The organism is Woronichinia naegeliana WA131, from assembly GCA_025370055.1.
In the GTDB taxonomy this organism is placed as follows: domain Bacteria; phylum Cyanobacteriota; class Cyanobacteriia; order Cyanobacteriales; family Microcystaceae; genus Woronichinia; species Woronichinia naegeliana.
This window is the reverse complement of sequence record CP073041.1, coordinates 5,992,798-6,010,935: the sequence shown is the minus strand read 5'-3', so window position 1 is coordinate 6,010,935 and position 18,138 is coordinate 5,992,798. Positions and strand designations below refer to the sequence as shown.

General features: G+C 43.9%; 10 protein-coding genes, 1 tRNA gene and 2 pseudogenes. 11 read left to right on the top strand and 2 right to left on the bottom strand.

Annotated features, from left to right (window positions below; translation table 11 throughout):
• Positions 1-33: 33 nt before the first annotated feature.
• Entirely contained in the window at positions 34-2,301 is a 2,268-nt protein-coding gene (locus tag KA717_30550) for an AAA family ATPase (protein ID UXE59987.1), read from the bottom strand.
• A 157-nt stretch (positions 2,302-2,458) separates the two neighbouring features.
• Between KA717_30550 and KA717_30545 the strand changes: the two genes are divergently transcribed.
• The 8 genes and pseudogenes from KA717_30545 (at position 2,459) to KA717_30510 (ending at position 11,548) form a co-directional block, all read left to right on the top strand.
• On the top strand, positions 2,459-3,226 hold the full coding sequence (locus KA717_30545; protein UXE59986.1) for an RNA methyltransferase: 768 nt from the start codon (positions 2,459-2,461) through the stop codon (positions 3,224-3,226).
• A 135-nt stretch (positions 3,227-3,361) separates the two neighbouring features.
• Positions 3,362-4,723, top strand: a complete 1,362-nt coding sequence (locus tag KA717_30540) for a class A beta-lactamase-related serine hydrolase (GenBank protein UXE59985.1) — start codon at positions 3,362-3,364, stop codon at positions 4,721-4,723.
• 149 nt (positions 4,724-4,872) lie between these two features.
• Complete coding sequence (locus KA717_30535; GenBank protein ID UXE59984.1) at positions 4,873-6,306, top strand: insulinase family protein; 1,434 nt, start codon at positions 4,873-4,875, stop codon at positions 6,304-6,306.
• A gap of 379 nt (positions 6,307-6,685) precedes the next feature.
• A complete protein-coding gene (gene gshA / locus KA717_30530; GenBank protein ID UXE59983.1) occupies positions 6,686-7,828 on the top strand; it encodes a glutamate--cysteine ligase in 1,143 nt (380 codons plus the stop codon).
• A gap of 129 nt (positions 7,829-7,957) precedes the next feature.
• Entirely contained in the window at positions 7,958-8,431 is a 474-nt protein-coding gene (locus tag KA717_30525; GenBank protein UXE59982.1) for a tRNA (cytidine(34)-2'-O)-methyltransferase, read from the top strand.
• A 734-nt stretch (positions 8,432-9,165) separates the two neighbouring features.
• Positions 9,166-10,353, top strand: a pseudogene (locus tag KA717_30520) (LysM peptidoglycan-binding domain-containing protein).
• A 603-nt stretch (positions 10,354-10,956) separates the two neighbouring features.
• Positions 10,957-11,328 (top strand): annotated as a pseudogene (locus tag KA717_30515) (M23 family metallopeptidase).
• Positions 11,329-11,475: 147 nt separating this feature from the next.
• Positions 11,476-11,548: transfer RNA gene (locus KA717_30510), tRNA-Met, on the top strand.
• 36 nt (positions 11,549-11,584) lie between these two features.
• Here the strand turns inward: KA717_30510 and KA717_30505 are convergent.
• Positions 11,585-13,750 (bottom strand): CRISPR-associated endonuclease Cas3'', encoded by a 2,166-nt coding sequence (locus tag KA717_30505; protein UXE59981.1) that lies wholly within the window; start codon positions 13,748-13,750, stop codon positions 11,585-11,587.
• A gap of 353 nt (positions 13,751-14,103) precedes the next feature.
• Here KA717_30505 and cas5c point away from each other — a divergent pair, with 353 nt between their 5' ends.
• The 3 genes from cas5c (at position 14,104) to cas7c (ending at position 17,899) form a co-directional block, all read left to right on the top strand.
• A complete protein-coding gene (cas5c, locus tag KA717_30500; GenBank protein ID UXE59980.1) occupies positions 14,104-14,706 on the top strand; it encodes a type I-C CRISPR-associated protein Cas5c in 603 nt (200 codons plus the stop codon).
• A complete protein-coding gene (locus tag KA717_30495; protein ID UXE59979.1) occupies positions 14,703-16,457 on the top strand; it encodes a type I-C CRISPR-associated protein Cas8c/Csd1 in 1,755 nt (584 codons plus the stop codon). Before cas5c ends, KA717_30495 begins: the two co-directional genes overlap by 4 nt.
• A gap of 581 nt (positions 16,458-17,038) precedes the next feature.
• Positions 17,039-17,899: a type I-C CRISPR-associated protein Cas7/Csd2 gene (cas7c, locus tag KA717_30490; protein UXE59978.1), complete on the top strand. Its 861-nt coding sequence runs from the start codon at positions 17,039-17,041 to the stop codon at positions 17,897-17,899.
• Positions 17,900-18,138 lie beyond the last annotated feature (239 nt).

Here is an 18,138-nt window from a genome sequence, read left to right as displayed (position 1 = left end):
CGGGCCCTAATTCAAATTAATTCAGATAGAACATCAAGAAAAATTAGCAAAAGCACCTAAAACGGGTAAACGAAGTTCCTGGGCTTTTTTCACCGCTTCCTTGGCGAGGGTTTGGGGTGTTTTCTTGACACCAATTGTAAAAATTAAGCCGTCACTATAGGTCGAAATAAAATAAATATCCGTATTGTCAAGGAAGGGCGGTAAGTCGTAGATAACTAGATCATAGTGTGCCTGAAATTCAGACATACAATATTGGAAGTGATTAGACCATAAATGTTTTGTTCTTAGTTTAGGGCCAGAACTTAACAAAAATAAATGAGGGTAGTCTGGAGAAACCTGAAGAACGGACTCTAAACTAATTTCTTGTTGGAGAAGATTACTTAATCCTTTTTCATTTTGGAGATTCAGCCAGGGATAGGTGGGAGAATTCTGCCAATTGGCATCGACAAATAGGACTTTTTTGCTTTGTTGGGAAGCGGCGATCGCTAAATTGAGGGCGATCGTAGATTGACCATCTCCCACCTGAATTGCAGAAATAACTAAAGAGCGAAGGGCTGGCTGACGATAGAAAAAGGATAGTTCCGAATAAATCTCATCAAAAATATCAAGAAAGAGAAGAAAGTCGTTTTCTCGATTAGCCTGAGTGCTATTTTCAGCGAGGGACTCTGGAACGTTCAATTCTGACGAGGCTGTGTTTTTTTCTTTTGTTTCCTCTAGTAATGGTAAGTTGACAACCGATTTCTGAAGAGAAGCGGAGGAAGAGACTACGTTAGGAATAAGGCCAATGAGAGGAATACCCAAAATATCCTGGATATCCTCAGCACAGTAAAAAATATTTTTGCGTTTTTCCCAGAGGAAAATGATTGCCAAACTGATGAATAAACCACCAGCAACACCAGCGATCAATAATTTCTGACGTGAAGGGGGTTCTCCGACGGGATTACCATGCTGATCTAGGGGAATCTGAGGTTTAGAAATCAATTGCCAAGGTAATTCCTGAGCGGCTTCTACTTTTAGATTTTCTCTCTGTAGGAGTAATTTATCAACGATCTCTTCCGTCAAACGAATATCTCTGGCAATAGTGTTAAATTGGTTGATCACATCAGGAAGTACGCTGATCAATTTCTCAATTTGCTTAATCTTTGTCTCTAATAACTGGGACTGGGCTTGAATACTATTAATTTGGTTTTTGGCATCAATTAACTGTTCGGTTAATTTAATCCGAGTCGGATCTTGAAAATCGAGAATTGGAGAGTTTGGTGCAACAGAGGAACGAATACTCGCCAAAAGCATTAGAGTCCTTTGGGTCAAGAGTCTTTGAAAATTCTCCCGTTGTATTTTAAGATTAACCATTTGGGGGTTATCTGGGGTCACCAGGGCTGCCGCCGCCGCAATTTGAGCATCAACTTCTTGGACTTTTTTAATCAGGCCTAATCGTTCTTGATCCTGATTGAGAACCGCCGCCGCGATCGCTTGATTAGAATCAATTTTTAAGTTTCCTTGTAAACTTCTATAAAGCTCCATTTGAGAGCTAAGTTGTTGTTTTAAGGTGAGTCTTTGTATGGATAGTTCATTGAGTTGAACTAACAATGCCTCATTCTTTGTGGCGGGATCAACGAGTTCATAACGTTCTCTAATCAACTGTTGCTTTTGTTTGAGAACATTTAGACCTTGTTGTAAGGCGGGTAACTGCCGATCAATAAATTTGACCCCAGCTTTAATGCTAGTTTGTCTATCTTCTGCACTATATTTTACGAAGGTTCTGGCTGCTACTTGTAAAACTGTCTCAACTTCCTTGGCATTTTCCCCTTGGTAAGAAACTTCAAAAATTTTGGTTGCATCCTGCCCTGAAGCAGAACGAATCCACTCTACTTTAAAATTTTCTCTCAGGTCTTTCCAGATAGCAGGTACGGTTTGGTGAGCGAGCTTGTTATGAACATCCTGGGCGATCCGGTAGGTCATGCCAGGGCTTTGGAGGAAGGCAAGATTCGTCGGATAATCTAGGGCCATAAAATCCTGACGCTGAGGGATGCCTTCTGTTCGCGTTAGGGTGGTCGGATCGGTAAGTTTGGCGGCGGCGGTGATCGGTTCTACGAGGAGATAAAAGTTACCTTTATAGGTCGTTGGCTTAAAAAAGGATAGAGTCAATCCTCCTAACCCCGTAATGGTGGTAATTAGGATAATGAGCCAGGATTTACGAATCGCCATCCGAATAAAAGGACGGATACTAAATCCTTTTTTAGGCGTAGTTCCCGATTCTTCAATTTCCTCAGTGATTGGCTCAGAATAACTATCCGCCACGGCTTTTCCTTTGATTTATCGGCAAACACGGCTCCAATTTTAGCACCTGTTCTTTTTTGTTGATAGATACAATGGAGAATCTGGTTGAGTCATTTCCGGGGAAAACTACAATGGCCGAAACCAAAACTAAAACAATTTGCTGTTTACAATTTTCTTTATGTTTTCACTGGATGGGATCAAAATTATTCTCGTAGAACCTGTCGGGCCGTTAAATGTTGGCTCCGTAGCACGGGTGATGAAGAACATGGGATTGAGTCAATTAGTCTTAGTTTCTCCCCAATGCGACCCCCTAGGAGAAGAGGCTCGACGGATGGCTGTTCATGGCGTTGAGTTGTTAGAGCAGGCCCAGCAGGTTCCTTCCTTGGCGATCGCCTTACAGGGATGTCATCGAGCGATCGCCACAACGGCCCGTTCTCGTAGCCTGGAAACTCCCTTAGAAACGCCTCGTCAAGCATTGCCCTGGTTGATCCAACCCTCTTTAACAACGGCTCTGATTTTTGGACGTGAAGATCGAGGCTTAAGTAACGATGAATTGAATCAGGCCCACCGTTTCGTGGGGATTCCAGCTAATCCTAACTATACTTCGTTAAATCTGGCTCAGTCAGTCGCTATTTGTGCTTATGAACTGTCTCAAGCTCAAGACCAACCTGACCAGCAAGTTACTTTGCCTGTTGACCGACTCAACTTAGCCACCTCAGAACAATTAGAAGGTTATTATCAACATCTTGAAAGAAATCTCCTTACTATTGGCGTGCTTTATCCCCACACGGCCCATGCCAGAATGGAAAAACTGCGTCGGCTTTATCAACGCGCTCAACTGACTTCAGAAGAAGTTGCCCTTTTGCGGGGTATCTTAGGACAGGTTGATTGGCTCTGGCAACAATTACCCGCCAGCCATAGTCTCAGTCAGAAGCCTACTCCTTAAGATAGATATTTTTTCTTGATTCCGATCTATTTCGATCTGCAATCACCCAGGCTTCTTTTTGCCACTTTTGTTTGCCACCTTGTCTGAGAATAAGCCCCCTCTTTTGTCGTAATTTTTCTTTTTTCCTCAACCACTATGTCTAGATCTAATTCCCGTCGCTCTGGTCGCCGTAATCTTAGTCTGGTTCCATCTCCCAGCAGCAGTTTCGATAAACCGACGACAACTCTAACGGTTGAAGCGACTCCTGTCCTCTCGACGGCTGTTCCTCGTCCTCGCAAAAATAGCAAGCCCCCCAGTCTGCTGCGATCGGGAATGCTCTACGCGTTGCGTCTGGGAATTTTAGGTTTGGGTCTGGGGGTAGCGGCTGGAACTGTTTTAACGACTTTTACTCCGACCCGTTTTTTGTCGTCCCAGGCTTCTGCGTTAAAAGGGGATGGGAAATCTTCTGTCTCTGTGAATAATTCTCAAACTGGATTGAAACCCCAGGCGATTTTGGCAATGGTGGTCAATTCTGCGAACTCTCACTCTTCAGCCTCATTACCTTCAACGGCTACATTACCGGCAACAACAACATTTCAGACCACTGAGGAAATGACAGCACTGAAGCAAAAACTGATGACTTTAGTGGCTAAGGCTAAACCGAAAATCATTCCCCAAGCCTATTTTGTGGATCTAGACAATGGCAAATATGTAAATTTGGATGCAGATACCCCGATCGCCGCCGCCAGTACCATTAAGATTCCCGTCGCGATCGCCTTTTTTCAGGATGTGGATGCGGGCAAGATCAAACTAGATGAAGTGTTACCGATAGGGAAAGATGTCATTGCCTCCGGTTCGGGGGATATGCAGTACCAGCAAGGTCAGAAAAGCTTTACGGCTCTAGAAACCGTTACCAAAATGATCGCCATTAGCGATAACACCGCCACTAATATGATCATCAAACGTTTAGGGGGTAAAGCGGCTGTCAACCAACGCATTCAGCAATGGGGTTTAAGCAATACTGTGATCCATAATGCCCTACCGGATCTAGAAGGAACCAATACCACCAGTCCCCACGACCTTTCCCAGGCCCTATTAAAGGTAAATCAAGGGGAATTACTTTCTCTCAAATCCCGCGATCGCCTTTTGGGAATTATGCAGCAAACTAAAACTCGCACTCTGTTACCCCAGGGACTGGAACCAGGGGCCATTATTGCTCATAAAACGGGAGATATTGGTACGGTACTAGGCGATGCCGGTATCATCGATATGCCCAATGGTAAACGCTATATTGGGGTCGTGATGGCTAAACGTCCCTTCAATGACAATGATGCCCGCATCCTGATCCAAAATATGTCTCGTACTGCCTATCAACATCTCAAAGCCACTACACCGTCTGGAATATCAAGCGCGACAACCCAGGCCAACGTTCCCTCCGTGACGACAAAGGTTAAACCGACCTCAAAACCATCAACGAAGTCCCCAGCGGAGTTAAAACCCACATCTCCCAATCCCTAAGTGGGGAAGTTTAACTGAGTAGGAAAGGGAAAAGATATGATAGTTAGGGCGAATCGGATTGGCCTTAGGGACTATTGACTTAAAAACTGATGATTAAACGCTTATTTAAACACTCTGTCTGGTTGGGTTGGGTTGGTGCAACCTTGGTTTTGACACTTCTGATTCATAGCCCAGCGATCGCCAAGGATGTTGCTCCTACTTCTCCTGCCACTCCACTGCATTATACCGATCTCAAATTTCCGCCTCTACCGGAAATCCAAATTCCTAAGTATGTTCGCTATCAGTTAGAGAATGGTTTGGTTGTGTATCTAATGCAAGATCGTCAATTACCCTTAGTCCGAGGCACGGCTCTATTTCGGACGGGTTCGCGTCTTGAACCGGCCAACAAAGTGGGATTAGCCGATATAACGGGAACCACCATGCGGACGGGAGGAACCCTTACTCGTAGTGCAGATGAGTTAAATAAATTATTGGAGCAACGAGCGGCGGCCATCGAAACCAGTATGGGAACCTCTTCAGGTTCTGCCAGCTTTGACACCTTAAGTAAGGATACAGAAACGGTCTTTCAACTATTTGCCGATGTTATTCAAAATCCGGCCTTTACCGTCGATAAAATTGACCTCGCCAAAAATCAACTCAAAGGCGCGATCGCCCGTCGCAATGATGATCCCGATGATATTGCAAGTCGAGAATTTAGTAAGCTCATCTACGGAGCCACTAGTCCCTATGCTCGTACCATTGAATATTCAACCCTGAACGCGATTAGCCGTAACGATATCGTCAATTTTCATCAGACCTATATTCGACCCGATACCGCCATTTTAGGGATTGTCGGAGATTTTGATCTCGAACCAATGAAGGCTTTAGTAAGCCAATATTTTGGCAATTGGCAAGTTAATACACCTAAACCTGATTTACCGGTTCCGACAGCCAATCAAAAACAAACCGAGGCAGCTTTTTTAGTTGATCAGCCCCAATTAACCCAAAGTAATATTTTGTTGGGACAGCTGGGCGGCAAATTTAATAGTCCAGACTATCCGGCTTTAAGTGTCATGAATGGGGTTTTAAATGGCTTTGGTGGCCGATTGTTTAACAATATTCGTTCAAAACAAGGCTTGGCCTATTCCGTCTATGGTTCTTGGAATGCTGGCTATGATTATCCAGGCCTGTTTATCGCCGGTGGCCAGACTCGCACCGATACCACAATTCCTTTTGTCCAATCTTTACTTAAGGAAATTGAGCGTATTCGTACCACTTCAGTCACGCCAGAGGAATTAGCCTACGCTAAGGAATCTATTCTCAATTCCTTTGTCTTTAAATTTGAAAATCCTAGTCAAACCCTGACTCGATTGATGACCTACGAATACTATGATTATCCCCCCAGTTTTATCTTTGATTATCAAAAACAGATAAAAGCCACAACAGCAGCAGATGTTCAACGAGTTGCCAATCAGTATCTACAACCGGATAAAATTCTGACCCTGATTGTCGGGAATGGAAAGGTCCTTCAACCTAATTTAAAAGATTTAGGGGAAAAGGTTCAGACCATCGATATCACGATTCCCGATCCGCCCAAATCTTAAGCCGATTAGTGAATAAGATTGAGTCGGTTTTTATTCATTGGCGATCGCCATGTTGATTAAACTTTAAAATCGCGATCGCGGATTCCTGTAACTATAGTGCGATCGCTGTCACCTTGTTGATTAAACTTTAAAATTGCCATTACTTGGAATAGGAAAGCAGAGGGCGATCGCTGTATGATACCGATGAAACTCAAAGTCGTTGTTCACATCGATTCTGTCTGAACGACTGAGGGGAATATTGAGATTCAAGGGAACCGAAGCAAGACGGGTTAATTCGGTTGACCGACCTAAACTTGATTCCCATCCGCTAGGGTGAATCAAACCTGAACCAGATGCCAGATAATAAAGAGTGGCGAACGTTTGTCATCAGGAGTGATGGGTGCTATTAACCAAAGGTGTTGAAATTGAAATTTACACAGGGACTCCTCAAGGAGAAATCATCGGCCTATCAGATCGGATTGTGCGAGATTTAAGTGGATTTGTCAGAGAACCTGACAGCCGTAATGTGGAATATACCACCGCTCCCTTCAGTAACTATGAACGATTGCTCTGCGCGATTTTGCGGCCCCGTCGTCAATTGCGGGAATATTTAGCCAAGCAAGGGAACTATACTCTTATCCCTGGTAGTTGTTTGTCTCTCGGTGGCGGCGATCGCTTCTATCGTTCTGATCCCCAAAATCCCTACCATGATTATATTGAGCAAACCTACGGCACTAAAGTCGTGACAGCCAGCATTCACATTAATATTGGCATCGCTGACCTTGAACAATTAATACGAGCCTGTCGCCTTATTCGTCTAGAAGCTCCCCTCTATTTAGCCCTGAGTGCCTCCTCTCCTTTTTTCAACGGTCAGGTCATGGGTTCCCACTCCACCCGTTGGCAAGTTTTTCCGAAAACCCCTGCTCAAGTCCCACTTTTCACGAGTCATGCTCATTTTGTGCAATGGACAGAGGAACAGTTAGTCCTAGGAACAATGCAAAATGTGCGTCATCTCTGGGCCTCCGTGCGACCTAATGGAGATAATCGACCCTACAACCTCAATCGATTGGAATTACGCATCTGTGATCTCGTGACCAATCCTATTGCCCTACTGGCCATTATTGCCCTGCTGGAAGCCCGTCTGATGCAAATGTTGGCGGATCCTTCTCTAGATCCTCTCCAACAAAGTCAGTTATCACCAACGGAATTGTTAACCTTGACCGATGCCAATGAAGTCGCTGCCGCCCAGCATAGTTTAGATGCAACCCTGTTGCACTGGCAGGATGGTCATCCTCTTTTAGCCAGGGATTGGATCAGTGAACTTTATGAAACGGTTTATCCTTTGGCTAAACAACAAGGCTTTAGTTGCTTTCTGTCGCCGCTTAAATCTATTCTTCGCCAAGGCAATACGGCTCAACAGTGGTTAAGTCAGTATGAGATGGGTTTTTCCCTGAACCAAATTTTAGAGCAGGCCATTTTGGGGCTAGAAACCGAAGAGGCCTCCCTGGAAGATTATCTTTGTCAAGCCTGGGGAGTGGTCTAAAACCTTAATAAAATTTAATCAATGGATAGTTATGACCAAATGATAAGAAATTGTGATTAATTAGCCAGAAAGCTTTTAAACGGACATCAAAGCTTATAAAACGCCATAAAACAAGGTAATTGCCAGTCAATGCTGAAAATAGTCTTAATTAACCCCCAAATTCCGCCTAATACGGGGAATATTGCCCGAACTTGTGCTGCAATGGCTTCAGAATTGCATCTGGTTGGCCCTTTAGGCTTTGAATTGAGCGATCGCTATTTGAAGCGGGCTGGTCTAGATTATTGGCCCCAGGTCAATCTTCACTATCACCTTGATCTGCAAGCATTTCAAGCCCATTGGCAGACCTTAGGCGGAAACCTCATTGGCTTTAGTGTGGCAGGCGGGCAAAACTATTTATCATACCACTATCAAGCCTCCGATTGGTTAGTCTTTGGCAGTGAAACGGATGGACTACCTAGTGAGTTACGAGAGAAATGTAAAGAATTGCTTTATATTCCCATGCCTCAACCGGTTGTTCGCAGTCTCAATCTCTCTGTAAGCGTGGCGATCGGATTATTTGAAGCATACCGACAACTTGAATATTCCCCTCAAAGCCTTCCCTGAAGCCCATCACCGACATCACGACCAAGATAATACAAAGCTTCTGTTTTCCATCATTGGCTTCTGACTTGTCTCGATGGAACTGAGCTCTCTGTCCTCCAGGAATTACGCAGAAATACGCAGTGGACGGTCAAAATATTGCCACAACTGATAAGAAATTTATATCGACTTACCACTAACCCGTTCTGCATCAATCATTGTTATCTCTCATTATTAAAGCGGCTGGATTCAGACGATAGATCCTATTTTTTGATCAGAGGTAAAGCCTTGGGGATCAAGAAAAATAGCGGCTTTCTCTGAAACATTCTGGGTCTTGTTACGTCATCTGCTCAAGTTTAACTCCTTGTCATTTTAGAGATAGAGCCGTGTTTCCTCTCTACTTCTCTAGACTTGTTTAATTTTTCAAAGCACGCTAATCTGCTTTAGCAATCCCTTAAATGAGTATATTGGCTTAGGTCATGCTCCAACTCCATTGCTGCTGTTTTCGTTTAGCGACTACTTTTCACAGTCAATAAAGCGTGTTAAACGCTCATTCACACACCAGGAGGTTCTTCTTGAAAGACGTATTCACACAGAAGGTCACACCGATCCCCTCATGCTTAACCGAGCCGCCAGAGGATACCTTTGCATTATGGGTTAAGTCATTAGAAGATTCATTAGCCCCAAGCGAGGGATACCGTCGGGTTCGTCGTTCGGCGGCCATGATTGGGTTAGCAATTTCGATGAGTGCCACCGGCATGATTCTTTCCCATAAAGCCAATGCCACGACTGCAACCGGGAACCCCCAGGCAACACTGACAAATCTTCCCAGCCATGCCGATGCAGAAACGCCGGTGGCCAGGGATACTACTTCCTCAGAAAGTTCAGAAAATACGGTTGCGACCCATAATATTAATATTGCCGATAGCAGTAGCAAGTTGGCTTCTCCTACCCTCAAATACGAAGTCCAAAGAGGGGAAAGCGTCTGGCAAATTAGTAAAGAATTTCAAGTTCAACCCGCAGCGATCGCCGCTTCCAATCAACTATCTCGCAATGCGTCCTTAACAACGGGACAGACTATTAATATCCCGACAGCTGCCCCTAGACAACAGTCAAACTCAACTATTCAAACCCTTGCTGTCCAAACGCTTCCTAACGCTTCGGCTCCAACCGTTATTCCCAATGCAGTCTCTCATTCATCGGTGCTAGTCCCAACTGCCGTGTCAAGTCCGGTCGCTCTAGCCAGTCCAGTTCCCTCGCCAGAGACCTCTGCAACGGTATCCGATGTCAGTCAGCCCATTCAGGTGATTCTACCTCCTTCGCCGGACATTCAAGGGACTTTAATTCCGGCTGCTCGCAAAGCGGGTATAACGTCTGGCAATATTCCCCCCATTGCGGCTTCTCCTGTTCCAGTTCGAGTAGCGGCGAATTTCGATCAACCTATTCCGATCGCTGTTCCTACCCCAGAAACGAATGTAATCGCGCCGATTAAACGAGAAATTGAAGTTCAGTCGATTCCTAATAACTCCACGGCTCGTAACATTTTACCGGTGGTTTTACCCCCACTCCAGAAGTCAGTTCCGTCATCGGTTAATTCCACCGTTGCTGTTAATCAGTCTGTTACCAAGATCGATAACCCTCCTGCTCCGGTTGCCCTCACACCTTCGGCTCAGAATTTTGACAAGCCGATCACTATTCCCGTTATGCCGCCAGCAAACACAGCTACCCCTCCCGCCTTAGAGCCGTTGAGAACAGTGCAAGCTTCGATCAATAATCCAACTCCCAAGACCTTGCCAGTTGTGCCTGTTGCCGTAGAAGAGCCAGCCCCTCCGACAGTTCTTTCTGCTGTTCCAGAGGAGCAAGGTCAAGACCATTATCGAGTTCGCCAAGGTGATACCCTCAATGGGATTGCTCGTCAGCATGGTGTTAGCAGCGCAGCTATTCTGCAAGCCAATAAGCTTAATAATCCTAATCTGATTAAGCCGAATCAACGTTTGATTATTCCCAGTCGTTCTGCAATGGTGATCGCGCCTAAAGAAGATCCCACTTTCGCACCGGTTGATAATGATCGTCCTGTGGTTTTTCAATCGTCAGCCCCAGTGCAGTCTAAATCGAATACAGTTGCTGTCATTCCGATTGCCGTTGAATCGCCCACCTTTACTAATCAATTAAAATCGGACGTGGCCCGTATTCAACCGACAAGCCGTTCTTTTGATTCTTCTTCTCAATCAATCCCAGTGGTTTCTCAATCCGTTGGCGGCGATCGCCTAGAGAGTGAAGGCGAGGATATCAATCCAGAATGGCGTAATGAACAAAACTTGCCAGCCAGAATGACCGCTCCCAAAAGTACTTTAAATCAACTGCAACGAGGATATCGTCCTTCGGTCAGAAACTCCCAGACTTCCTCATCTCAGATTGTGGGATCTGCTCCCGTTGACCCCCAGGAATATAACAACGGTTTTCGTATTCCAGTCGGTCAAGAGGTAAATCCCAATTTGCCCCCCCTATCAATTCCTGAGTTTCCCGATGCCCCCACCCAATTTACGGGTTATATTTGGCCCGCAAAAGGCGTGCTTACTTCTGGCTTTGGCCGTCGTTGGGGTCGGATGCACAAAGGCATCGATATTGCAGCCCCCATTGGCACGCCCGTATTTGCTGCGGCTCATGGTGAGGTTGTTTCGGCAGGGTGGAATTCTGGTGGTTACGGTAACTTGGTTAAAATTCGCCATGCGGATGGCAGTGTCACCTATTACGGTCACAACAGCCGAGTTCTGGTTCGCGAAGGTCAAATGGTTGCCCAGGGAGAACAAATTTCAGAGATGGGCAGTACTGGACGTAGCACAGGGCCTCATCTTCATTTTGAAGTTCGTCCCGATGGTACAGGGGCCGTCAATCCGATCGCCTTTTTGCCTCAACGATAAAATGTTAGATTCTCTTGAATAGAGCATATAAACTATATTTTGATTTTAGAAAGAGAGAGCTAAACGGCTCTCTTTTTTGTTTAAAAGTTTGTCTGAAAGGTTTACTTAGATGCAAATATTGGTGTAGGATAGGAAAAGTGAAAACTAGGCTCAGTAGCTCAGTGGTTAGAGCAGGGGACTCATAAGCCCAAGGTCGCAGGTTCAAATCCCGCTTGAGCCATTTTTAATTTTTGTTGAGAGGGTCTTGATCATGCGTCTAATTTGTCGAAATAAGACCAAGAGACTGATCATAATCACCTTTCCATAGGCAAACATTCTGATTGATGATTTCCCCCTTGGCTTGGGCGATCGCGGTTGTCACACTAACGGAATATTGATAAAGTTCACGCCATTCTTTTTGATTGAGAAAGTTATCTGACTTAAGTTTATTAATCAGTTCAGAAGCACGGCGATCGCGGGTAATAATGACATCAATTTTGTTATTTTCTTCAATTAGTTTAAAGGCCTCACTAACCTTTTTAAACTCATAATTTAATCTTTTAGAGTTAATATCTTCTTCATCAAAATTGTTGACTTGGTTAGAGGACTGAGTATGTTTAGCCGTAAATAAGGTTTTAAAATAGCCCGAACAATTTTCCTCTTGATCCAAGGCTTGAATTTTATTTTGTTTTTGTAAATCTTCTAGTTTTTTTTGAGTATAAAGTATTCGTTGGCGATCGCTGGGTAATCTTTCACAATTTTCTAGGTCAAAAATAGTTAACGGAGAACTTGAGGGGCGATGATTGCGATTAATACGACCTGCGGTTTGAATAATAGAATCTAGACCTGTAATCAGACGATAGCCTGCATCAAAATCAAGATCAACTCCCGCTTCAACTAACTGGGTACTAATCAAAAAAGTGGGCAATTTTTCCTTGAGGCGTTGTTTAATTTCTTGAATAATTTGGCGGCGGTGTTGAGCATATAAATTAGTGCTAAGATGATAACAATTGCCGAGCAGAGAAAGAGCCTCAAATCCTGTTTTAGCTGCTTTTTTACGGCTAACGACAATCAGGGCATTTGGGTGTTGATTTTGTTGAATATCTCTTAGTAAATCTTCCCAAGTCCAAGGAGTCGGCTGATAATGATAGTGAACTCGTTGGCCAAGAATAGCAAAATGTTGGTCGCGTTTTTGCGGAGGGATAATATCTTCAAAAGTGGGTGGTTTTAATACACCGTACCAAGGCTGAGTTGCGGAACAAAAAACAACGGTGCAATGCCAATCTTCCACCAATTCACGTAATATTTGCATGATCGGAGCGAGATATTTTTCGGGCAAAACTTGAATTTCATCTAGAACAATAACGCTGTTGGTGATACGGTGAACTTTTCGACATTGGCTAGGGTGACGACTGAACAAACTTTCAAAGAATTGAACGGTGGTAGTGACAATAATGGGATAATCCCAACGTTGAGACGCTATTTCATAATTTTTTAATTCTTCTTCGTTCTCAAAAATTACGCCACTATGGTGTTCTAAGACAACATCTTCACCGCAGGCTTGACGGTAAATATCAGCAGATTGTTCGATAATACTGGTATAAGGTGGACAATAAATAATCCGATTTTGTTGATTGTGAATGGCATGATCCAGAGCGAAAATCATGGCACTGAGAGTTTTTCCGCCCCCAGTCGGTGTACTGAGTCGAAAGAAGCCTGGCTCATTTAAGGCTGACTGACGACAGGTTTGATAAATGTCGGTTCTAATCTGATTAATGGGGCTAGATTCCGAGTTTTTCGTTAATTTTTGAACGTAATTTTCAAAACGATCGCGGATAGTTTCTAAACTAACAGTTTGCGGTTCTTGCCAAGTTCCCATAAAACGGGCCACACTTTCGTGATCGGCATCAATGAGGGCAGAAAAAATAATGCGAGTTAGTAGTTCATCTTTAGAGATTTCATTTTTAGAATCCTTCAAGCTGTAGTCGGGAGCTTGAAAAAATTCGGGGGAAAATTCTTGCTCGGCGATCGCCTTAATCCCATCCCAATCAGACTTATTTTTGAGTTTTTCTTGCAAACTATCGACATTTGTCCAATTGTGCAAACCGGCATGATGACCCAGGATCGCACTGGCGACGGGATAGCATTTTTGTTGAAAGGCTAGAATCGCGCCCTGTTTGGCATGGCCAGGGGACTTTTTGGGAATCCCTTGGTTGAGATAGCTTTGCCATTCGTTGCTGAATTTACCCAAATCGTGCCAGTGGCCTGCGGTCTGAGCGAGGGAAATAACAAGCAGGTTAATTTGGCTCAGATGTTCTAGGTTCCTGGCGGCGATCGCTCCTGTTTCGAGGAGATGGTCTTTGACGGTTTGGGTTTGTCCCTGATGAGGGAGTCTTGAAATCCTCAAAGCCCCAGATAACTGAGGTTTGCTTTTACTTATCATGAACCATTAAACTGTTTCAATCCTCACTCCAAAATATTTTTTTGCTCCCCCCTTGTCAATAGGTTGGTTTAATGGACATAATATTTTTAGTAGAAATTAAGGGGTTAGTTTAATGGTAGCTAAACAACTGAGTGTGTTCGATATGCCCCAGAAGGTTGTGATCGAGTCCTGTTGCTCAACTCAACGGGCAGCAGCATTGGTGAATGTCTCAACAGCAACACTAAACCGCGCTAAACGTGAAGGGAAAATGCCCTATCGTTCGCAATCATGGGAAGTTTACTGTTTGTCGCAAAATAGTCACCGTAATTGCTCCTGGCAAGTCTTGTTTTCTGTTCAACGCTGAGGCAGTTCTGATGGAAATTACCTTTAAGGTTTGGGGCGATCGCGCTCTTTTCACTCGACCTGAATTTAAAACTGAACAGGTGTCCTATGATGTAATCACTCCAACGGCGGCTAAGGGTGTGGCCGAGGCCATTTTTTGGAAGCCCGAAATTGCCTATGAAATTGTGCGAATTGGTGTTTTACATCCCATTCAAAAGACTTCAATTCTTCGCAATATGATCAAATCCCGTCAATCGGATCGTTCGGCAAAAACGGGGAGCGTTATCGAAATTGAAAAGGATCGAACTCAACGTCACGCCCTGATTTTACGCAATGTGGCCTATTTGATCACCCTAGAAATTCGCCTACAATCCCATGCGACCGATCCGTTAACCAAATATACGGAAATTTTTAAGCGGCGTGTAGCCAAAGGACAATGTTTTCAGCAACCATTTTTAGGTTGTCGAGAGTTTGTTGCCTATTTTGCAGAACCAGAAGATAGCGATCGCCCCTTAGCGGATTTAAACACCGATTTAGGCTTAATGTTGCATTCCATCGAGTTTGCAGAAACGGGAAGCAAACCTAAATTTTTTCCCGCCAAAATACGGCAAGGAGTAATGGAGGTGACGAAATGACAATCCTAACTCAATTGGTTAAATTTGGAGAATCAATTGTTTCTAAATTACCGCCCACTGGTTACGCTGAATTAACCGTTTATTATCAGATTCGCTTGAATCCTGATGGCAGTTTTTATCTCTTAGAACCATTGGAAACCGCACAATTTGATCATAAGGGTAAACCCAAAAAGCCGAAAGCTGGACGCAAATACGATTGTCCCCATATTCGTCGCAATGCCCTGCAACCCAAATTAATTACCGACACTGCCAAATATGTGTTAGGAGACGGCCCCGAAAATGAAGCTTATTTAGCTCTTTTGGAACGCTGTTATCGAGAAACTAACGAATCGGCTGTTAAGGCTATTTTAGCGTTTTTGCAAACCAAACCGAGTCTAGAAATTGATCCCAGTTTAGCGGTGATGTTTGCCATTAAGGATGAGTCAATCCTAGTCCATGATTTACCTTCTGTTCAGCGATTTTGGGCAAGATATGTGGATGAGTTAACGGGAGAAAATCGTCTTTTAGGGCAATGTTTAGCGACAGGAGAAGTTGCTCCCATCACGACTAAATTTGCTTTACAGGTTAAGGGTGTACCTGGCACGAATGCCCAGGGCGGTTCTTTACTCAGTGCCTATCTTGACTCCTGTTCTTCCTATGGCTTGGAAGGGGCCTTAGTGTCTCCTCTCAGTGTACAAGCAGATGAACTTTTATCCCAGGCTCTCAGTTATCTTCTCCGTGAGCAAAAGCATCACATTGCGATCGCCAATATCGTCTATGCTTTTTGGAGTGATTCTGGGTTAGCCAGTGGCGATTTGTTTGGTACTCCTAATTCTCAAGCAGTGAAAGATTATCTATCGCAATTCCAGCAGTCCAAGCAAAATATTGATCCCGATTGGCAATTTTATATTTTAGCGTTAACGGGGAATGCGGGACGTATTGTTGTGCGTGATTGGGTAGAAATTCAGGAACCTAATTTTGCGGCCCATTATCAGCAATGGCTGGACAGTCAAATTCTCAATAGTCAAGCTCAAAATGATTCTTCCCAACCTCATTTTTTACCTGGTTATGGTCGAGAATGGTCGGATAAGTCGGGGGATCATCGTTGGGGTTATCTGAGTATTTGGCAGTTAGCTAGGGCGGGGGTTCGAGAGTCTAAGGAAATTTTACCTCGCACGGTTAATAGTATTGTTCGCAATGCTATCTATGGGGAACCATTACCGAGCGCCTTTATCCAAAATATTTGTCATCGTAATCGAATTGAAGGCGTTGAACTCTTTAGTTCATTGTCCTATGCGCGATCGCTGGCTCTCAATATGTATATTCATTCTCTACAAAGGAGGAATCAAGTGACACCAACACATGAAATTGCGTTTCAGTATGGGCGTTTATTAGGAGTCCATGCTCTTTTAGAACAGGAAGCCAAAACTAATAAGAAAAAGGGACAATATTTTCAACTTACTAATACAAATGCTATGAAAGCCTATGCTTCAGCAGGTTGTTCTCCCTTACCCATGAGTCATCGTTTAGGATCAGGGGCTACACATCATTTAGCCTTATTTGAAAGTTGGCAATTTAAGACTATGCAAAGTTACGTTGAACGTTTAGCTGAAATTAACGCAAAAATTGCTGATTTAACTGAAAAGACTGATATTCCCCAGGTTTTTGATACCAATGCCCAAGCCCATTTTGATCTAGGTTTTTGGTCTGAGTTACATCGCAAAACCAAGGAGGCTGATAAATCCGATACGCAGTCTAACGCGGATGATTAATCTATCGAATTAAATTATTAATCGCTACTGTGTACAAAGTCATAAAATCCCCCCTAGCCCCCCTTTCAAAGCTATCCATTACGCACAAGTTGCTGAAACCCTTACTGGGACTCGATCCCCCCCAGCCCCCCTTAAAAAGGGGGGAGAAGATGAAAAGCTTGCTGTGTATGGCTTTGAGTTTTTTTGATCAGGAGATTTGTGTAACGAACAGCGTTGAAAGGAGGAAGACAAATTAAAGGTTTGAAGTCCCCCTTTTTAAGGGGGATTTAGGGGGATCAAACCTAAAAGCGTGTCTTTTTCAAGAGGTCTGTACACAGTAGCTTTTTAAAAAAGGAAAACAGACCAATCAACGCTCAAAAGTTCCCCTTTTTAAGGGGGATTTAGGGGGATCAAACCTCAAAGCGTGTCTTTTTCAAGAGGTCTGTACACAGTAGCCTTTTAAAAAAGGGAAACAGACCAATCAACGCTTAAAAGTTTCCCTTCCCAAGGGGGATTTAGTGGGATAAAACCTAAAAGCGTGTCTTCTTCCAACGATCGCCTAATTCACGTTCATTTCTATTATTCAAACAGGAAAAAAATCCATGTCTATTCATCTCGATCCGACTAAAAAACATGACTTTATCTGGCTTTTGGATTGTACAAATGGTAATCCTAATGGTGATCCTGATGCCGATAATACGCCCCGCACGGATTTACAAACGGGTCACGGTTTAATCACTGATGCTTGTCTGAAACGCAAGATTCGCAATTATGTTACTTTAACGACGGATCAACGGATTTTTGTCGCAGAGAATTCAATTCTCAATGAGGCGATCGCGGAGTCAATTACGGCCAATGATTTGGAGTCAAAGTTGGGAGACAAAAAGCGGTTAACGGCTCCCAAGGATGTGGCTTTGGCGCGGGATTGGATGTGTCAAAATTTCTATGATATTCGGATGTTTGGCGCGGTGCTTTCTACGGGTAAAAATGCGGGTCAAGTGCGCGGTGCGGTGCAATTGTCCTTTGCTGAATCTTTGGATCAAGTATTACCTATTAATTTGTCGGTGACTCGTTGTGCGGCGACGGAAGCCACTGAGGGCAAGGATAATAAGACGATGGGGCGTAAAAATATTATTCCCTATGGTCTTTATAAGAGTTATGGTTTTATTTCGCCGCATTTTGTCCAACAAACGGGTGTTTCAACGGAGGATTTAGCTTTGTTTTGGGAAGCGATACTCAAAGCGTTTGAGGTGGATCGTTCTTCGGCACGAGGATTGATGGCGACCCAGGGCATTTGGATTTTTAGCCATGAGTCTCCTTTGGGTAATTATCCTACTCACAAGTTATTTGATCTGCTTTCTATTCAGTTAAAGTCAGGGGTTGAATATCCGCGTCATTTCAGTGATTATGAGGTGGAGTTAACGGCTGATTTACCCCCAAATGTATCTCTAACTCACTTTTAGTACATCGCTAGAACGATTTCTGTTGCGCGGGGGGATAGGTGTAATTTTTTGGGAAACCTGTCTGCTGCTCCTATCCCTTGCTCTACAATGGTTCTAGAGGTTTTAGCGAAGGAATCAACCGCGCACCTTACTGGGTAAGGTTTTCAGCTATTCTGTTACAATTGGTTGGTATCGGATCATCCATTTTTGAAGATGTGCCGCGCAAATAGATGTTGAAAGCTTTACTCCGTAAGGTTTTC